The sequence below is a fragment of the Pseudomonas trivialis genome (assembly GCF_036864995.1).
GTDB lineage: Bacteria > Pseudomonadota > Gammaproteobacteria > Pseudomonadales > Pseudomonadaceae > Aquipseudomonas > Aquipseudomonas trivialis.
In genome coordinates, this window is the sequence record NZ_CP142151.1 from 996,920 (window position 1) to 1,012,567 (window position 15,648).

At 60.9% G+C, this 15,648-nt stretch carries 12 protein-coding genes; 6 read left to right on the forward strand and 6 right to left on the reverse strand.

Translation table 11 applies throughout. The features are described from left to right. Window positions 1–38 precede the first annotated feature (38 nt). The 4 genes from ftsZ to VRB54_RS04350 all read left to right on the forward strand — a co-directional run bounded on the left by ftsZ (window position 39) and on the right by VRB54_RS04350 (window position 4,830). Complete coding sequence (gene ftsZ, locus VRB54_RS04335) at window positions 39–1,235, forward strand: cell division protein FtsZ (protein WP_057006829.1); 1,197 nt, start codon at window positions 39–41, stop codon at window positions 1,233–1,235. A 112-nt stretch (window positions 1,236–1,347) separates the two neighbouring features. After that, the gene (gene lpxC, locus VRB54_RS04340; protein WP_003171886.1) at window positions 1,348–2,259 is read left to right on the forward strand and encodes a UDP-3-O-acyl-N-acetylglucosamine deacetylase; all 912 of its coding nucleotides are present in this window, start codon (window positions 1,348–1,350) and stop codon (window positions 2,257–2,259) included. A 150-nt stretch (window positions 2,260–2,409) separates the two neighbouring features. After that, on the forward strand, window positions 2,410–3,615 hold the full coding sequence (locus VRB54_RS04345) for an ISL3 family transposase (RefSeq protein ID WP_338481051.1): 1,206 nt from the start codon (window positions 2,410–2,412) through the stop codon (window positions 3,613–3,615). Between the two features lie 207 nt (window positions 3,616–3,822). Next, a complete protein-coding gene (locus VRB54_RS04350) occupies window positions 3,823–4,830 on the forward strand; it encodes a hypothetical protein (protein WP_338479652.1) in 1,008 nt (335 codons plus the stop codon). Window positions 4,831–4,874: 44 nt separating this feature from the next. On the opposite strand, the gene VRB54_RS04355 is transcribed toward VRB54_RS04350, so the two are convergent. The 6 genes from VRB54_RS04355 to VRB54_RS04380 form a co-directional block, all read right to left on the reverse strand. Further along, window positions 4,875–6,371 carry a sensor domain-containing diguanylate cyclase gene (locus VRB54_RS04355; protein ID WP_338479653.1) on the reverse strand — a complete coding sequence of 499 codons (1,497 nt, stop codon included), beginning with the start codon at window positions 6,369–6,371 and terminating at the stop codon, window positions 4,875–4,877. 87 nt (window positions 6,372–6,458) lie between these two features. After that, window positions 6,459–7,775: an OprD family porin gene (locus tag VRB54_RS04360; RefSeq protein ID WP_338479654.1), complete on the reverse strand. Its 1,317-nt coding sequence runs from the start codon at window positions 7,773–7,775 to the stop codon at window positions 6,459–6,461. A 106-nt stretch (window positions 7,776–7,881) separates the two neighbouring features. Then, a complete protein-coding gene (locus tag VRB54_RS04365; protein ID WP_338479655.1) occupies window positions 7,882–9,246 on the reverse strand; it encodes a heavy metal sensor histidine kinase in 1,365 nt (454 codons plus the stop codon). Beyond that, the gene (locus tag VRB54_RS04370; protein ID WP_338479656.1) at window positions 9,236–9,913 is read right to left on the reverse strand and encodes a heavy metal response regulator transcription factor; all 678 of its coding nucleotides are present in this window, start codon (window positions 9,911–9,913) and stop codon (window positions 9,236–9,238) included. The genes VRB54_RS04365 and VRB54_RS04370 overlap by 11 nt, the downstream gene beginning before the upstream one ends. A 9-nt stretch (window positions 9,914–9,922) precedes the next feature. Beyond that, the gene (locus tag VRB54_RS04375) at window positions 9,923–13,009 is read right to left on the reverse strand and encodes a multidrug efflux RND transporter permease subunit (RefSeq protein ID WP_338479657.1); all 3,087 of its coding nucleotides are present in this window, start codon (window positions 13,007–13,009) and stop codon (window positions 9,923–9,925) included. Beyond that, complete coding sequence (locus tag VRB54_RS04380; RefSeq protein WP_338479658.1) at window positions 13,006–14,172, reverse strand: efflux RND transporter periplasmic adaptor subunit; 1,167 nt, start codon at window positions 14,170–14,172, stop codon at window positions 13,006–13,008. Before VRB54_RS04380 ends, VRB54_RS04375 begins: the two co-directional genes overlap by 4 nt. A gap of 211 nt (window positions 14,173–14,383) precedes the next feature. Here VRB54_RS04380 and VRB54_RS04385 point away from each other — a divergent pair, with 211 nt between their 5' ends. Both VRB54_RS04385 and VRB54_RS04390 read left to right on the forward strand, forming a co-directional pair. After that, window positions 14,384–14,617: a hypothetical protein gene (locus VRB54_RS04385; protein WP_338479659.1), complete on the forward strand. Its 234-nt coding sequence runs from the start codon at window positions 14,384–14,386 to the stop codon at window positions 14,615–14,617. Window positions 14,618–14,749: 132 nt separating this feature from the next. Beyond that, entirely contained in the window at window positions 14,750–15,577 is an 828-nt protein-coding gene (locus tag VRB54_RS04390) for a transporter substrate-binding domain-containing protein (RefSeq protein WP_422396076.1), read from the forward strand. The last annotated feature ends 71 nt before the right edge of the window (window positions 15,578–15,648 follow it).

The window sequence follows — 15,648 nt, forward strand, 5'->3', positions numbered from 1 at the left end:
TAGGCGAAAAAACTAGAGAAAATGAAAGGAGAGGGAACATGTTCGAACTCGTAGACAACATCCCCGCTAGCCCGGTTATCAAAGTAATCGGTGTCGGCGGTGGCGGCGGTAACGCTGTCAACCATATGGTCAAGAGCAACATTGAAGGCGTTGAATTCATCTGCGCCAACACTGATGCCCAGGCGCTGAAAAGCATCGGCGCGCGGACCATCCTGCAATTGGGCACAGCCGTGACCAAGGGCCTCGGCGCTGGCGCCAATCCGGAAGTCGGCCGTCAGGCCGCCCTGGAAGACCGCGAGCGTATTGCCGAAGTGCTGCAAGGCACCAACATGGTGTTCATCACCACCGGCATGGGCGGCGGTACCGGTACCGGTGCTGCGCCGATCATTGCCGAAGTGGCCAAGGAAATGGGCATTCTGACCGTTGCCGTGGTAACGCGTCCGTTCCCGTTCGAAGGCCGCAAGCGCATGCAGATCGCCGACGAAGGTATCCGTCTGCTGTCTGAAAGCGTCGACTCGTTGATCACCATCCCCAACGAGAAGCTGCTGACCATCCTGGGCAAGGACGCAAGCCTGCTGTCCGCGTTCGCCAAGGCTGACGATGTACTGGCCGGTGCCGTGCGCGGTATTTCCGACATCATCAAACGTCCAGGCATGATCAACGTCGACTTTGCCGACGTACGTACCGTCATGAGCGAAATGGGCATGGCGATGATGGGCACTGGCTGCGCCAGCGGTCCGAACCGTGCGCGTGAAGCCACCGAAGCGGCCATCCGCAACCCGCTGCTCGAAGACGTGAACCTGCAAGGTGCACGCGGCATCCTGGTGAATATCACTGCCGGCCCTGACCTGTCCCTGGGTGAGTACTCCGACGTGGGTAGCATCATCGAAGCCTTCGCGTCCGAGCACGCCATGGTCAAGGTCGGTACCGTTATCGATCCGGACATGCGCGACGAGCTGCACGTAACCGTGGTTGCCACCGGCCTGGGTGCGAAAATCGAGAAGCCTGTGAAGGTCATCGACAACACCCTGCACAGCAGCCAGGCGAGCCAGTCGGCTGCCGCTCCAGCGCCTGCGCGCCAGGAACTGCCGTCGGTGAATTACCGTGACCTGGACCGTCCGACCGTGATGCGCAATCAGGCTCAGGCCGGTGCTGCTGCGTCCCGTAGCCCGAATCCGCAAGATGACCTGGATTACCTGGACATCCCGGCATTCCTGCGTCGTCAGGCCGATTGATGGAATGTATCAGGGCTATGAAGGTGATTGGTGTTCAGCAAAGGTCTGGTCTGCTATTATCGCCAGCCTTTGTTGATACCAGTTCGCAATTTGCGCTGAAGCGGTCCAAGCCATGATTAAACAACGCACTCTGAAGAATATTATTCGTGCCACAGGTGTAGGTCTGCACTCCGGGGAAAAGGTCTACCTGACCCTCAAGCCTGCACCTGTCGACACCGGCATCGTGTTTGTGCGTGCCGACCTGGACCCTGTCGTGCAGATACCTGCGCGCGCGGAAAACGTTGGCGAAACAACCATGTCGACCACGTTGGTCAACGGTGACGTCAAGGTGGACACGGTGGAGCACTTGCTCTCGGCCATGGCCGGTCTGGGCATCGATAACGCCTACGTCGAGCTCTCCGCGTCCGAAGTCCCAATCATGGATGGCAGCGCTGGACCCTTCGTATTCCTGATTCAATCTGCCGGCCTGGAAGAACAGGACGCAGCCAAGAAGTTCATTCGCATTCTGCGGGAAGTGACAGTAGAAGACGGCGACAAGCGCGCCACCTTCGTCCCGTTCGAAGGCTTTAAAGTGAGCTTTGAGATCGATTTCGATCACCCGGTATTCCGTGACCGCACCCAAAGTGCAAGCGTGGATTTTTCCAGCACTTCGTTCGTAAAAGAAGTCAGCCGCGCCCGTACCTTTGGTTTCATGAGTGACATCGAGTACCTGCGCAAGCACAATCTCGCACTCGGCGGCAGCGTTGAAAATGCCATTGTGGTCGACGCGGATGGTGTACTGAACGAAGACGGCCTTCGCTATGAAGACGAATTCGTGAAGCACAAGATCCTCGATGCAATCGGTGACCTCTACCTGCTGGGCAATAGCCTGATAGGCGAGTTCAAAGGCTTCAAGTCGGGCCACGCCCTTAACAACCAGCTGCTGCGCAAGTTGATTGAGCAGACAGACGCCTGGGAAGTCGTGACCTTCGAAGATGCCAGCACCGCACCGATCTCTTACATGCGTCCCGTTGCGGCGGTGTAAGTAACAACTCTCTTTCTTTAGTTTTTAAAGGCTGCCTTCGGGTGGCCTTTTTTTGGTTCTTCACGGAATCCCGGGAAACACAGAAACAAGAACGCCGATTTGATTGATGATGTTCGTGCGAGCAAACACATCTACCAAACCGGCGTTCTTATGCACGATATTAATACTTTCCTTCCTTTTTGGGAGGGCTTTTCTGTCGTCAACATCAAGCCTGATGGTGACGGTCTCCAGATCGATCTCACACCCCACACCACCCGCTTCCCTTCCTGCGGAGGGTGCCAAAAAACCTGTTCAACCACTCATGAGTATTGCGAGCGAGTGATTCGTGATCTACCCATTCTCGGTCGTGCGGTGCGCCTCAGCGTTTTGCTCAGGCGTGTTGGTTGCCGCGACTGTGGCAAACGCATGGAGGCCGTCAGTTGGCTGGATCGCTATGCCCGCATGACGCGTCGCTTGGCCGATGCGGTCATTCAAGCCTGCGAGCGACTTCCCACCCTGCACGTGGCCCAGATGTTTGGGCTGCATTGGGACACCGTTCGGTTGCTGGAGCGTCGAGCCTTACAGGCGGCGTTGACCACGCTGCCGAAGGCGCAACCACGACGCCTGGTGATGGATGAATTCGCGCTGTTCAAAGGGCATCGCTACGCCAGTGTGGTGTTGGATGCCGATACACGACGAGTGCTATGGATCGGCGAAGGCCGTAGCCGGGCGGCGGTTCGGCCCTTTTTCGAAGAGCTGGGGCCAGAGGGATGTGCTCGAATCGAAGCGGTTGCGATGGACATGAATACCGCTTTTGACCTGGAGGTCCGTCAACACTGCCCGAGAGCGCGAGTGGTGTACGACCTCTTTCATGTGGTGGCCAAATATGGCCGAGAGGTGATTGATCGGGTCCGCGTCGATGAAGCTAATCGGCTACGCCATGACAAGCCTGCCCGAAAGGTCATCAAGCAAGCGCGATGGCTGTTGCTACGCAACCCGCAGAACCTGAAAACGCCGGAGCAACAGGTACGTTTAAAGGACCTGCTGGCGGCCAACCAAGCATTGATGACAGTCTATCTAATGAAGGCTGAACTCAAAACGCTTTGGGCACCTAGCAGCGCCTGGGGCTGGCGATCAGCCTGGCAGCAATGGCTGCATCATGCTCATGAAAGCGAGATACCACCTCTGATCCAGTTTGCCAAACGGCTAAAGGGTTACTGGCGGGGCATCGTCAGCCGGGTTCGCTGGCCGATGCATACGGGTCAGTTGGAAGGAATAAACAATCGAATAAAGGTCATCAAGCGGATGGCGTACGGTTACCGGGATAGCGAATTCTTTTTCATGAAGATCAAGAGCGTCTTTCCCGGTAATCCGTGAAGAACCTTTTTTTTGCTGAAAATTCGGCGCAGATGACATTTGTTGAAACTACCTACGCCGTACCTGTAGGAACTGTTACTTCGCTATGTCCCACACAGTCTGCGTAGACCCGTTGAATTACGACATTCGGATAGATAAGCAACGTTCGGATAGTTAATCGTCAATTCATGAGGTGCTACACAAACCAATAAAGCGAGTGTATTAGTCATGAGCCAGATTTATGCAAATCCGCTGTATCGTTCGCCCACCCTACAGCCACAAAACAATAATGAGGTGAATAAACAACAACCTCCGCGGGCCTTGACTGCCCCCTATACCGCCAAGGTCTTCGGAGGCGAGGCCAAGTTTCAACCCATTCCAACCGTCACTTTTGTTCCGGCTACGTCTGCCACCATCGCGGCCAGGCTCACTCCGCTGCCTGGCGGCCCAAGTGTTGGGGCAAGCGCGACGGCGCGGTTTTTACCCGAAATTACCTTGCGTCCAAACGATGCGGGCGGCCTCAATGTCAGCGTGACGCCAAAGATGCAGCTCGAACTGAACGCGGATTTAACGGTTGGCATTCCCAATATTCTGGGGACGGGAATTGGCGTCAAGGGCGGCGGCGGCGCGTCCAAGTGGTTTACGTTCAATGCACCGCAGGCCAGTTTCAATCTGAATCCGGACCTGTCATTTAATGTAAACGCCAATTTCAATCCCGCACTGACGACTACCCAGCGTATTGGGTTGAATGGCGGGGTGCAGGGCAGTGTTTCATCTTCGGGATTTGGGGCCGGCGCTGGTGTGGAGCAGGCGTTCACGCATCAGATGCAGCAAGAGTTCAAGCTCGGCGGCCCAGGCGTCAAGTTCGAAATGACGCCTGTCGGAAAGCCTACGATAACGGCGAATCTCGATCGAACGGTGTCCATCTCCAACAGTTACAGCTTTCTGCCGCGAACATCCGTCAATGCGAATGCCCAGGCCGGCCCCGTTACTGTCAATGTGGGGGCCGGTATTTCACCGGGTGTCACGGTCAAGTACAAAGTGACATTAAGCACTGACCTTGCAAGCAAGACCCCTCCAAAAACTGAGGTGTCTGTGTCGCCCGGAGTGCGGGTGGACGGGTCCTTTGGCGTCGGCGTGTCGTTGTTGCCTCGTGATTGGCCGGTCAGTCTCAGCGCTTCCGTCGCGGCTCAACCCTATGTCAGAGTCTCGGCGGACGCCAGCTACACGATTTAAACGCCGGCATTCAGAAAGCGCCTGCCCCAGGGGACAGGCGTTTTTCAACCCAGAGCTGCAGCATCCACAATCCGGTTGCGGCCCGTGTGCTTGGCTTCATACAACGCCTGATCCGCGCTGAGCAACAACGCCTCCAGGGAAGTTCGACTGCGCTTGTTCCAGGTGCTCATGCCGATGCTCACGGTGATGGGGCGATCATCCTCGGCCACCCTCGGCAAATGTTCCACGGCACTGCGGATATGCTCGGCAATCACCCAGGCGCCCGTGGCGTCGGTATGTGGCAGCACCACTGCAAACTCTTCCCCGCCATAGCGCGCCGCCAGATCTGCCGGGCGACGAATGTTGCTGCCGATCACCTGGGCCACGTTGCGCAGTGCCTCATCGCCGCCGTTATGACCATGCCGGTCGTTGAAGGCCTTGAAGTGGTCCACATCGATCATCAGCAGCGTAAGCGACTCGGTGGAGCGTTGGGCGCGGTCCCATTCCAGGCGCAGGCGCTCGTCAAGGATGCGACGGTTGGGCAGGCCGGTCAGCGCATCGGTGGCGGCCAGTTCCGACAGCACGCGCTCGGCGCGATGACGACGTCGCAGTTCGCGTCGCAGCATCCAGCTCAGCCACAGCACGCCAATGCACAATATGCCGGTGGCCCCGCCGGTCAGCAGCGCCGCGCGGTGCCATTGAGCGAAGACATCCTCGCTGGACAGCGCCACCACCACGATCAGTGGCAGCGCGCCGACACTGGTGAAGGTGTACAGGCGTTCTTTGCCGCTGATGGCGGAAATCGCCTGGAAACTGCCCATGCCCTCACGCAGTATTCGCTTGAAGTTGGGCCGGTCGCTCAGGTCCTTGTCGATCATGTCGCGCTCCAGCAGCGGCTGCTGGGCCAACAGGATGCCGTTGCTGCTCAACAGGTTGATGCTGCTGCCGTTGCCGATGGTCAGACTGCTGAACAACTGGTCGAAGTAGGCCAGGCGCATGGTCGCCACCGCGACGCCGGCGAACTCACCGTTGGGCCCCGACACACGCCGGCTGAATGCCATGCGCCAGACCTGGTCGCAGTTGCAGTGAATCCTGAAAGGGCGGCTGATGAACAAACCGGCTTTCGCGTCGCTGGCGTGCGCCTGGAAATAATCACGTTTGGCAAAATTACGCGGCGTGGGCTTGAGGGTCGAGGAGTCCGCGATCACGTCGCCGTTGGCGTCCAGCAATAGCACTTCGCCCTTGTAGGGCGCGGCGGTGGACAGATCAAACTGCACCTGATGGCGGATATCCGCAGCCACCCCGGACAGGTCTTCGCGCTGTCTGGCCTCGATCAATCCGGTAAGGGCCAGGTCGTACAGCTCGACGTTGCGCAGCACATCGGCATTGATCAACTGGGCAATGTTGGTAGTCGAGCGCGTGGCCGCCAGCAGCGTGCTGGCATGCTCACGGATCAACAGCGCCGTGACGATGATCACAATCAGAGCGACGGTAAGACCGCTGCCCAACATCAGCAACAGTTCCGGGTGAGCAGGCGGGGTGCGACCAGAGCGTTTATTCATCGGGCAGACTTCAGCAGCGCAGATGCTGGCAGTTTAGTTCTACCCGATGAAAAGTGAATGCCCTGCTAAAAAGAAAGATTTTGCGCGTCAGAACACTTCGAATGGATAGTCGAGGGTCATGCGGTACTCATCCACGTCCCGGTCCACCGCCGAGTAGCCGTTGCTGCCCCGGTGGGTGGCCCATTGCAGACGCACGGCGAGGTCCTTGGCCTTGCCGCTCTGCACCACATACTTCAAGTCAATATCCCGCTCCCAGTGCCTGGCATCCTTGCCGTCGGCGCTGTACCACGCGCTGTAGCCACGGCTCTGCGGGTCGACGCTGGTCAGGTCGGTCTGGCCGCTGATGTAGGACACGGCCGAGGTCAGGCCGGGCAGGCCCAGGCCACCGAAGTTATAGGCGTACTTGAGTTTCCACGAGCGTTCGTTGGGGCCGTTGAAGTCCGAGTACTGCTGGGAGTTGTCGAGAAATACGCTGTCGCCTTGGGCAATGTAGTCAAACGGAGTGTTGCCGTTGACCCGCTGGTACGCGGCAGTGACGCTGTGATGGCCAGCGGCGACGGTGAAGTGCAGGCTGTAGGTGTTGTTGTCGATCGCCCCCAGCAGCGACTGTCCGGTGTCCTGGGTGTGATAGTAGTGCAGGCCGGGATTGAGACTGATCATCTCGTTCACCACATAGGTGTAGTCCAGGTCGTAGTAGTACTGCCGCCACACGTCCTTGAGTTCGGAGGCGTAGAGGTTGCTGGTCACGCTGGGAATGGCGCTGAACGATACGCCGGCCCAGTTCAGGTGCTGGCTGTCGGTGTTCAGCGGCAGCGCGCCGTAACTGGTGCCGATGCGCCGGTGGCCGCTCTGGTTGTAGAGCTTGGTGAAACTGGCCTGGCCGCCTTCGAACAGCCAGCCGTCGATGCTGTGGTTGGTCAGGCTGATGCCGCGGAAGGTCTGGGGCAGCATGCGGGTCATGCCGCCGGCGATCACCGGGTTGTTGAGGAACAGGTCGCCGGCCTTGAGCTCCGTGTCGAACGCGCGCATTTTCAGGGTGCCGCCAGCGGTCGAGAACGCGCCGGGCGCCTTGCCGTTGCCGCCGCCGTAGGGAAGGATGCTGGAACCGTCAGTGCCGCCACCGCCGTCGAGCTTGAGGCCGAGCATGGCATGGGCGTCGAGGCCGAAACCCACGGGGCCCTGGGTGTAGCCGGATTCGAACGTGCCGAGAAAGCCCTGGCCCCACTCCTTGCTGTCATCGGTATGAATGTCGCGACGGTCGCGGTTCATGTAGTAGTTGCGGGCATTGAGTTTGAGGCTGGAGCCTTCGACGAAGCCGTCGGCGGGAGTGGTGTCGGCTGCGTGGGCAAGGGGGCTGATCGTTGTTGCAATGGCGAGGAATAACGGGGTGAGCGAGGTCTGCACCGGTGGGCTCCTTTATGGATGGCAAAAAAAAACCGCTGAAGAGCAGCGGCTTTTGGAAGCGAGGAGTGTAACAAGATAATGACTGTTGCCCAAACCGCAACAGTGCTTAGAGGGGCAGGGTGATGCCGAAGGTATTCGCACCACTTTCGCTGCGCACGAACACATCGCCGCCGTGCATCAACGCAATCGCCTTGACGATGGCCAGCCCCAGCCCGTGATTGGCCCCGCTGTTGCTGCGCGACGCGTCCACCCGATAGAAACGCTCGAACAACCGTGGCAGATGCTCGTCGGCAATCGCCTCGCCGGGGTTGGTCACGCCAATCGCCACTTGATCCTGTTGCACATCGATATTCACCTCGATGACCTGTCCCGGCGTGGTGTGTTGCACCGCATTACTCAGCAGGTTGATCAGTGCACGGCGCAGGTGGGCTTTTTCGATCTGCACCTGGGCGTCGCCCTGTACCCGCACCTCAACCTGGGCGTCTTCGAGGATGAAGTCCAGGTAATCGAGCGTGGTCGCAACTTCATCGGCCAGGGAGCTTTCGATCAGTTTGGTGGCCTTGCTGCCCTGGTCGGCGCTGGCCAGGAACAGCATGTCGTTGATGATCGAGCGCAGGCGCTCGAGTTCTTCCAGGTTCGATTGCAGCACCTCGAAGTAATGCTCTGCCGAGCGCCCGCGTGTGAGGGCCACCTGGGTCTGGCCGATCAGGTTGGTCAGCGGTGAGCGCAGTTCGTGGGCCACGTCTGCGTTGAACGATTCCAGGCGCGAATAGGCCTGCTCGACGCGGTCGAGGGTAGCGTTGAACGAGTTGACGAACTGACTCAGCTCGGGCGGCAGCGGCGACAGTTGCAGGCGCCCGGAAAGTTTGGGCGGCGCCAGCTTGTGCGCTTCGCCCGAGAGCCTTTCCAGCGGCTTGAGGCCGATACGCGCCACCCAGAAACCCAGCAGCGAGGCCAGCACCACGCCGGCCAGCGCCAGGCTGACCAATGCCACCAGCAGGTGGTGCTGGGTGGCGCGGAAGTTCTCGGTGTCGATGGCAATCATGAAGCGCAGCGGCGGGCGCTGCTCCCTGGCGGCGAACTGACTCACCAGCACCTTGAACGGGTAGGCATGGCCCGGCAGGCGCAAGTCGCGCTTGCCGACGGGGCCTGCGGCGAATGCGCGAATCTGCGCGTCCGGCTCGCCGTACTCGTAGTTGGGATCACTGCTGACCACCCAGAAGCGGATGCGCTTGTCTTCTTCACCGAGCAGCTTGAGCTTGGCGCGGATCTTCACCCAGTGCTCCGGCGTGCCAAAGCGATTGACCGAGGACTCCAGCACGCTGTAACGCGCATCCAGCTCCGCCCCCGGCAACAGGCCCAGGCCGCGATCCACCTGCTGATACAGCACGCCGCCAATCAACAGAAAGATCAGCGCCGCCACCAGGGTGAACAGGCCGCTCAGACGCACGGCAATCGAGTTAACCGACACTGCGGTTCTCCAGCACATAGCCCATGCCACGAATGGTGTGCAGCAGTTTGTGCTCGAACGGCCCGTCGAGCTTGGCGCGCAGGCGCTTGATCGCCACTTCGACCACGTTGGCGTCGCTGTCGAAATTGATGTCCCAGACCATTTCGGCAATCGCCGTCTTGGAGAGAATTTCACCCTGGCGCCGGGCCAGCACGCTGAGCAGCGAAAACTCCTTGGCGGTGAGGTCCAGGCGCACGCCGTTGCGGCTGGCCTTGCGGCTGATCAGGTCGATCCACAGGTCGGCGACCGTCACCTGCACCGGCTCGTGGCCGCCGCTGCGCCGGGTCAACGCCTGCAGGCGCGCCACCAGCTCCAGGAAGGAAAACGGCTTGCCCAGGTAATCATCGGCGCCTTCACGCAGGCCGCGAATGCGGTCTTCCACGCGTTCGCGGGCAGTCAGCATGATCACCGGCGTCTGCTTGCGCGCGCGCAACGCCCGCAGCACGCCGAAGCCGTCGAGACCGGGCAGCATCACGTCGAGCACGATCACCGCGTAATCGTTCTCCAGCGCCAGGTGCATACCCTCGACGCCCTCGCGCGCCACGTCGACCGTGTAGCCTTGCTCGGTGAGACCGCGGTGCAGGTAGTCCGCGGTTTTTTCTTCATCTTCGATAATCAGGACGCGCATGACACCGCCTCAGCGTGTGGTCGCCAGCTCGGCAGCTGGTTTGGGCCGGTGGAAAAACTTCTCGAGGTACAAGTATATGACCGGCGTGGTGAACAGCGTCAGTGCCTGGCTCACCAGCAACCCGCCGACCACCGCGATGCCCAATGGCTGGCGCAACTCGGCACCGGGGCCGGCACCCAGCATCAGCGGCACGGCGCCGAGCAGGGCGGCGAGGGTGGTCATGATGATTGGCCGGAACCGCGTGACACAGGCCTCGTAAATCGCTTCGTGGGGTGGCAGGCCGCGCACGCGCTGTGCCTCCAGGGCGAAATCGATCATCAGGATGCCGTTTTTCTTGACGATACCGATCAGCAGCACCAGGCCGATCAGCGCCATGATCGAAAAGTCCTGGCCCATCAACGTCAGCATGATCAGCGCCCCCAGCCCGGCTGACGGCAAGGTGGAAATAATCGTCAGTGGGTGCACGAAGCTTTCGTACAGCACCCCCAGGATGATGTAGACCGCCACCAGCGCCGCGAGAATCAGCCAGGGCTGGCTGGCCAGCGAACTCTGGAACGCTTGGGCCGCGCCCTGGAAGTTGCCGATGATCGTGGTCGGCATGCCGATTTCATTCTTGGCCTGCTCAAGCATGATCACGGCATCGCCCAGGGCCACGCCGGGCGCCAGGTTGAACGACAGGTTGGCGGCCGGAAACATGCCGTCATGGCTGATCGACAACGGCCCCACCGTGGGCGCGTCGACCTTGGCCAGCGCCGACAGCGGCACCATTTCGTTGGTCAGTGGCGAGCGCAGGTAAAAATAGTGGAGGCTTTCGGCCTTGCCGCGTTGCCGAGTGTCCAGCTCCAGCACCACCTGGTACTGGTTGGTCTCGGTCTGGAACTCGTTGATCTGGCGCTGGCCGAACGCGTCGTACAGCGCCTGGTCGACATCGGTGGCGGTGAGGCCGAAGCGCGCGGCGGCCTGGCGGTCGATGCTGATGTGGGTGATGCTGCCGCCCAGTTGCAGGTCGTTGGACAGGTCGCGAAACGCCGGGTTGCCGCGCAGTTTTTCGGTGAGGCGCTGGGTCCAGGTGTTCAGCGTCGCACCGTCGTTGCTCTTGAGCACGTACTGATACTGGGCGCGGCTGGGGCCGGAGCTGAGGTTGATGTCCTGCCCCGCGCGCAGGTACAGGACGATGCCCGGCACCTTCGCCAGTTTCGCGCGGATGCGATCGATGAACTGGCTGGCGGACACATCGCGTTCACCCCGGTCCTTCAAGGCGATCCAGAAGCGGCCGTTGGCGATGGTCTGGTTGCTGCCGGTAACGCCCACCGAATGGGAAAACGCCAGCACCGCCGGGTCGTCCTTGACGATCTCGGCCAGGGCCTTGTGCTTGGCGACCATGTCCGGGTACGACACGTCAGCCGCCGCTTCGCTGGTGCCGAGCACAAAGCCGGTGTCCTGCACCGGGAAAAAGCCCTTGGGGATAAACACGTAGCCGACCACGGCCAGCGCCAGCGTCACCAGAAAGAGTGCCGCCATGCTGCGCTGATGGGCCAGCGCGCGGCGCAGGTTGCGCGCGTAACCGGCCAGCAGGCGTTCGCTGAAGCCCGGTTTGTCGTGGGCCGGGTGCGTGGGCGCGCGCATGAACAGCGCGGCGAGGGTGGGCGCCAGCGTCAGCGAGACCACCACCGAAATCAGGATGGTCGAGGTCGCCGTCAGCGCGAACTCCTTGAACAGCCGCCCGACCACACCGCCCATGAACAACAGCGGAATAAACGCCGCCACCAGCGAAAAGCTGATGGAAACCACGGTAAAGCCGATCTCGCCGGCGCCCTTGATCGCCGCTTCGCGCTGGCCCAGTCCGGCCTCGAGGTGACGGTGGATGTTCTCCACCACCACGATTGCATCGTCCACCACAAAGCCCACGGCGATCACGATCGCAACCAGCGTCAGGTTGTTCAGGCTGAATCCCATCAGGTACGTCAAGGCGAAACTGGCGATCAGCGACACTCCCAGCACGCTGGACACAATGAGGGTGGCCGACAGCTGGCGCAGGAACAGCGCCATCACCGCTACCACCAGCAGGATGGCGATCAGCAGGGTCACTTCCACTTCATGCAGCGAGGCGCGAATGGTCCGGGTGCGGTCGGTCAACACGCTGACCTGCACCGACGCCGGCAACATCGCCTCCAGGCGCGGCAACTCGGCCTGGATGCGGTCCACGGTCTCGACGATGTTGGCGCCGGGCTGGCGCGAGATCACCAGGTTGACGCCGGGCGTATCGCCGGACCAGGCCTGCACGTAGGCGTTTTCCGAACCGTTGACGACGTTGGCGATGTCGCGCAGTTGAACCGGTGCGCCGTTTCGGTAGGACACAATCAGTTGGGCGTAGTCCTCGGGTTGAAACAGCTGGTCGTTGGTCGACAGGGTCGACACGCTGTCCTTGCCGTAGATCGCGCCCTTGGCCAGGTTGAGGCTCGATTGCTGGATGGCCAGGCGCACGTCGGCCAGGGTCAGGCCGATGGCGGCGAGTTTGTCCGGCGAGGCCTGCACACGAATCGCCGGGCGTTGCTGGCCGGTGATATTGATCTGGCCGACCCCGTCGATCTGGCTGATCTGACGCGCCAGCAGGGTTTCCACGTAGTCGCTCAGTTCGGTGCCGGGCATGCTGCTGGAGCTGACGCTGAGGATCAGCACCGGGCTGTCGGCCGGGTTGACCTTCTTCCAGGTCGGCAGGTTGGGCATGTCACGGGGCAACTTGCCGGCCGCGGTATTGATCGCCGCCTGCACTTCCTGCGCGGCGGTGTCGATGCTCTTGCTGAGGGTGAACTGCAGGGTCAGCAGGCTTGAGCCCAGTGCGCTGCTGGAGGTCATCTGCGTCATGCCGGGGATGGCGCTGAACTGCACCTCCAACGGCGTTGCCACCGATGAGGCCATGGTGTCGGGGCTGGCGCCGGGCAGTTGCGCGGTGACCTGAATCGTCGGAAATTCCGCCTCCGGCAGTGGGGCGATGGCCAGGCGCGGGAAGGCAATGATCCCGAGCAGCACCAAGGCGAAGGTCAGCAGCAGGGTGGCGACCGGGTGGTCGACGCACCAGGTCGAGGGCGACTTCATGGCTGCACCTTGGCGTCGACGGTCTGGATCACCTGCGGCGGCTCCTTGAGGACGTCCACCTGGGCACCGGCCTTGAGCCGCGATTGCCCATCGCTCACCAGCACGTCGCCGGCCTGCACGCCCTTGATGATGTTGAGGTCGCTGTCCTGATAGGTCACTTGCACGGGCACCACTTCAACCTTGCCCGCGTTGACCCGGTACACAAAGTGCGTGTCCAGCCCGCGTTGCACCACGGTGGGCGGCACCACCAGGGCATTTTTGTCGAGGGCGGTCTGGATCTTGATGGTCACCAGTTGACCCGGCCACAGGCGTTGCGTGGCGTTATTGAACTCGGCCTTGGCGCGCAGGGTGCCGGTGGTGGAGCTGATCTGGTTGTCGATCAGGCTCAAGTGGCCGGCGCCGAGCAGGTCACCGGTCTGGCCGTCGGTGTCGGCGCCCAGATATGCGTTGACGCTGGCTTTGTCGGGGGCAGCGATCAGGGCCTGCAGGGTGGGCAGCATCTGTTGCGGCAGCGAGAACTCGACGGCAATCGGGTCGATCTGGGTGACCGAGAACAATCCCTGAGTGTCGCTTGTGCGCAGGAAGTTGCCTTCGTCGACGGTACGAATCCCCACGCGCCCGCTGACCGGTGAGCGAATTTGCGTGTAGGAAAGCTGCACTTGCGCCGCATCAATCGCCGCCTGGTTGCCTTGTGCGGTGGCCTTGAGCTGGTTGACCAAGGCCTGTTGCTGGTCATAGGTCTGCTTCGACACGCCGTTATCGACGCTCAGCTCCTTGTAACGTTTGAGGTTGATCAACGCCACCTGCAACTGGGCCTGGTTCTCGCCCAATTGCGCCCTGGCCTGGGCGAGGCTGGCGCGGATCGAGCGGTCGTCGAGGGTGGCGAGCAGGTCGCCGACCTTGACCAATTGGCCTTCCTTGACCAGCAATTGGGTAAGAATGCCGTCCACCTGAGGTCGAATGACCACGCTGTGCAACGACAGCACCGTGCCGATGCCGCTGACAAAGCGCGGGACGTCCTGCTGCGCCACGGTCACCACCCTTACGGGTATGGCACTGGGCGCTGCCAGCCGGGTTTTGGCCGGGCGGGTCAGGGCCCAGGCGGTAACGGCCAGCACCGCGAGGAGGCCGACGACAAGAGCGATTTTGCGTTGATTGGGCATCAGGTAGGCGCGCCGGGGCAAGGATGGAGACGTGAGCGTTCTTTATAGCCGGGCAATCGGGTCAGCACGGTGACTGCCAACTGACAGCGCTGTCAGTAAACACCGACCATTCGTACGGACGTGCTTAAACATCTGAACCGCGCAGGTATACTGCGCGCCAACGTGGCCCGCAAGCCGGCCTCGCATCATTTTTTGCACGCCCGGAGCCCCCATGACTTCCCCGACACAACCCCCTGTTGAAGCGACCCATCTCGTCGATCCGGCCAGCGCTGACGGCGTTGAAAAAACCGAGATTGCGCCGTTCAAATTCCCGTTCAAACCGGGTGAACTGGCCGGCGCCAAGCAGACTGCCCAGCCCTGGTACAAGAACGGTGCCAAAAACGGTCACACCAAGTCACCCGGCATGGCGCCACCAGGTACGCGTCGATCAATGGGCAAACGTTGAGAATATTCGGTTGAGCACTGTATCGGCCTTTGCCTACAAGGCTGGCTGATATTTCCGCTTGTAGGTCCACGTCCGTTTCTTGAAAGCTTGCACGGCATTCGCCCATGGCCCCTCCGAAAGGGTCCGTTGCCCATGCCGATCTCTCTGGAAAAGGACGTTCCCGTGGCCCAGATACGCGTCTGCGTAGTGTTTGCCTTAGCGCTGTCGACTGGTATTTTTCCCTTCGCCCTGGCGGATGATTCGCCGCGAAACGAAATCCGTTTTGCCGTCGTCGCACAATTTCCGCCCTTCCAAAGCCGCAATCGACAGGACCAGTTGGTAGGGCTGCATATCGAACTGGGCAGTGCCTTGTGCCAGCAGCTCAATGTGCAGTGCACCTGGGTCGACCAGGTGTTGTCAGAAAATTTCTCGGGCCTTGAGGCCAGGCAATTCGACGCGATCATGGGCATCGCCCCGACACCGCAGCGTCGCCGACAGGTGAGCTTCACCGACGACCTCTATCCGTTCACCACGCGCCTGGTTGCGCGCAAAAACTCCGGCCTGATGCCCTCCGCGCGCGAGCTCAAGGGCAAGTGCGTGGGCGTTTTGCTGGGCAGCAATCGCGAGGCCTTCGCCTTGTCCGAGTGGGCCCCCAAGGGGGTCAGGGTCAAGAGTTACTGGCTCAACGATCAACTGATTCGCGCGCTGGTGGCGGGGGATATTGACGCTACACTACAAGGCACCGTTGAAATTCGCGAGGTGCTGCTCGACACCGCCATTGGCCAGGATTTCGGTTTTCTCGGCCCGGTTGTCTCCTCGAGCCTCCTTGGCAACAGCGTGGCGATCGCGGTGCGCAAGTCCGATACCGCGTTGCGGCGCGATCTCAACGGCGCGCTTGAGCAGTTGATGCACAACGGCGAGTACCAGCGGATCGTCCAGCCTTACCGCCTCGATACGCTCGCTCCCCATGGTGATGGCTGACCGATCTGTATCGGTTGCTTCATGCCGTCCGATGCTTTTGGGAAAATTCCTACGCGATAAACGGACATGTC

Excerpts from the sequence above, each read along its gene's own strand:
- VRB54_RS04355 (WP_338479653.1), bottom strand. The coding sequence starts at position 6,371 with ATGAATAAACGCTCTGGTCGCACCCCGCCTGCTCACCCGGAACTGTTG.
- VRB54_RS04390 (WP_422396076.1), top strand. The coding sequence starts at position 14,750 with ATGCCGATCTCTCTGGAAAAGGACGTTCCCGTGGCCCAGATACGCGTC.
- VRB54_RS04370 (WP_338479656.1), bottom strand. The coding sequence starts at position 9,913 with ATGCGCGTCCTGATTATCGAAGATGAAGAAAAAACCGCGGACTACCTG.
- VRB54_RS04375 (WP_338479657.1), bottom strand. The coding sequence starts at position 13,009 with ATGAAGTCGCCCTCGACCTGGTGCGTCGACCACCCGGTCGCCACCCTG.
- VRB54_RS04380 (WP_338479658.1), bottom strand. The coding sequence starts at position 14,172 with ATGCCCAATCAACGCAAAATCGCTCTTGTCGTCGGCCTCCTCGCGGTG.
- VRB54_RS04350 (WP_338479652.1), top strand. The coding sequence starts at position 3,823 with ATGAGCCAGATTTATGCAAATCCGCTGTATCGTTCGCCCACCCTACAG.
- lpxC (WP_003171886.1), top strand. The coding sequence starts at position 1,348 with ATGATTAAACAACGCACTCTGAAGAATATTATTCGTGCCACAGGTGTA.
- VRB54_RS04345 (WP_338481051.1), top strand. The coding sequence starts at position 2,410 with ATGCACGATATTAATACTTTCCTTCCTTTTTGGGAGGGCTTTTCTGTC.
- VRB54_RS04385 (WP_338479659.1), top strand. The coding sequence starts at position 14,384 with ATGACTTCCCCGACACAACCCCCTGTTGAAGCGACCCATCTCGTCGAT.
- ftsZ (WP_057006829.1), top strand. The coding sequence starts at position 39 with ATGTTCGAACTCGTAGACAACATCCCCGCTAGCCCGGTTATCAAAGTA.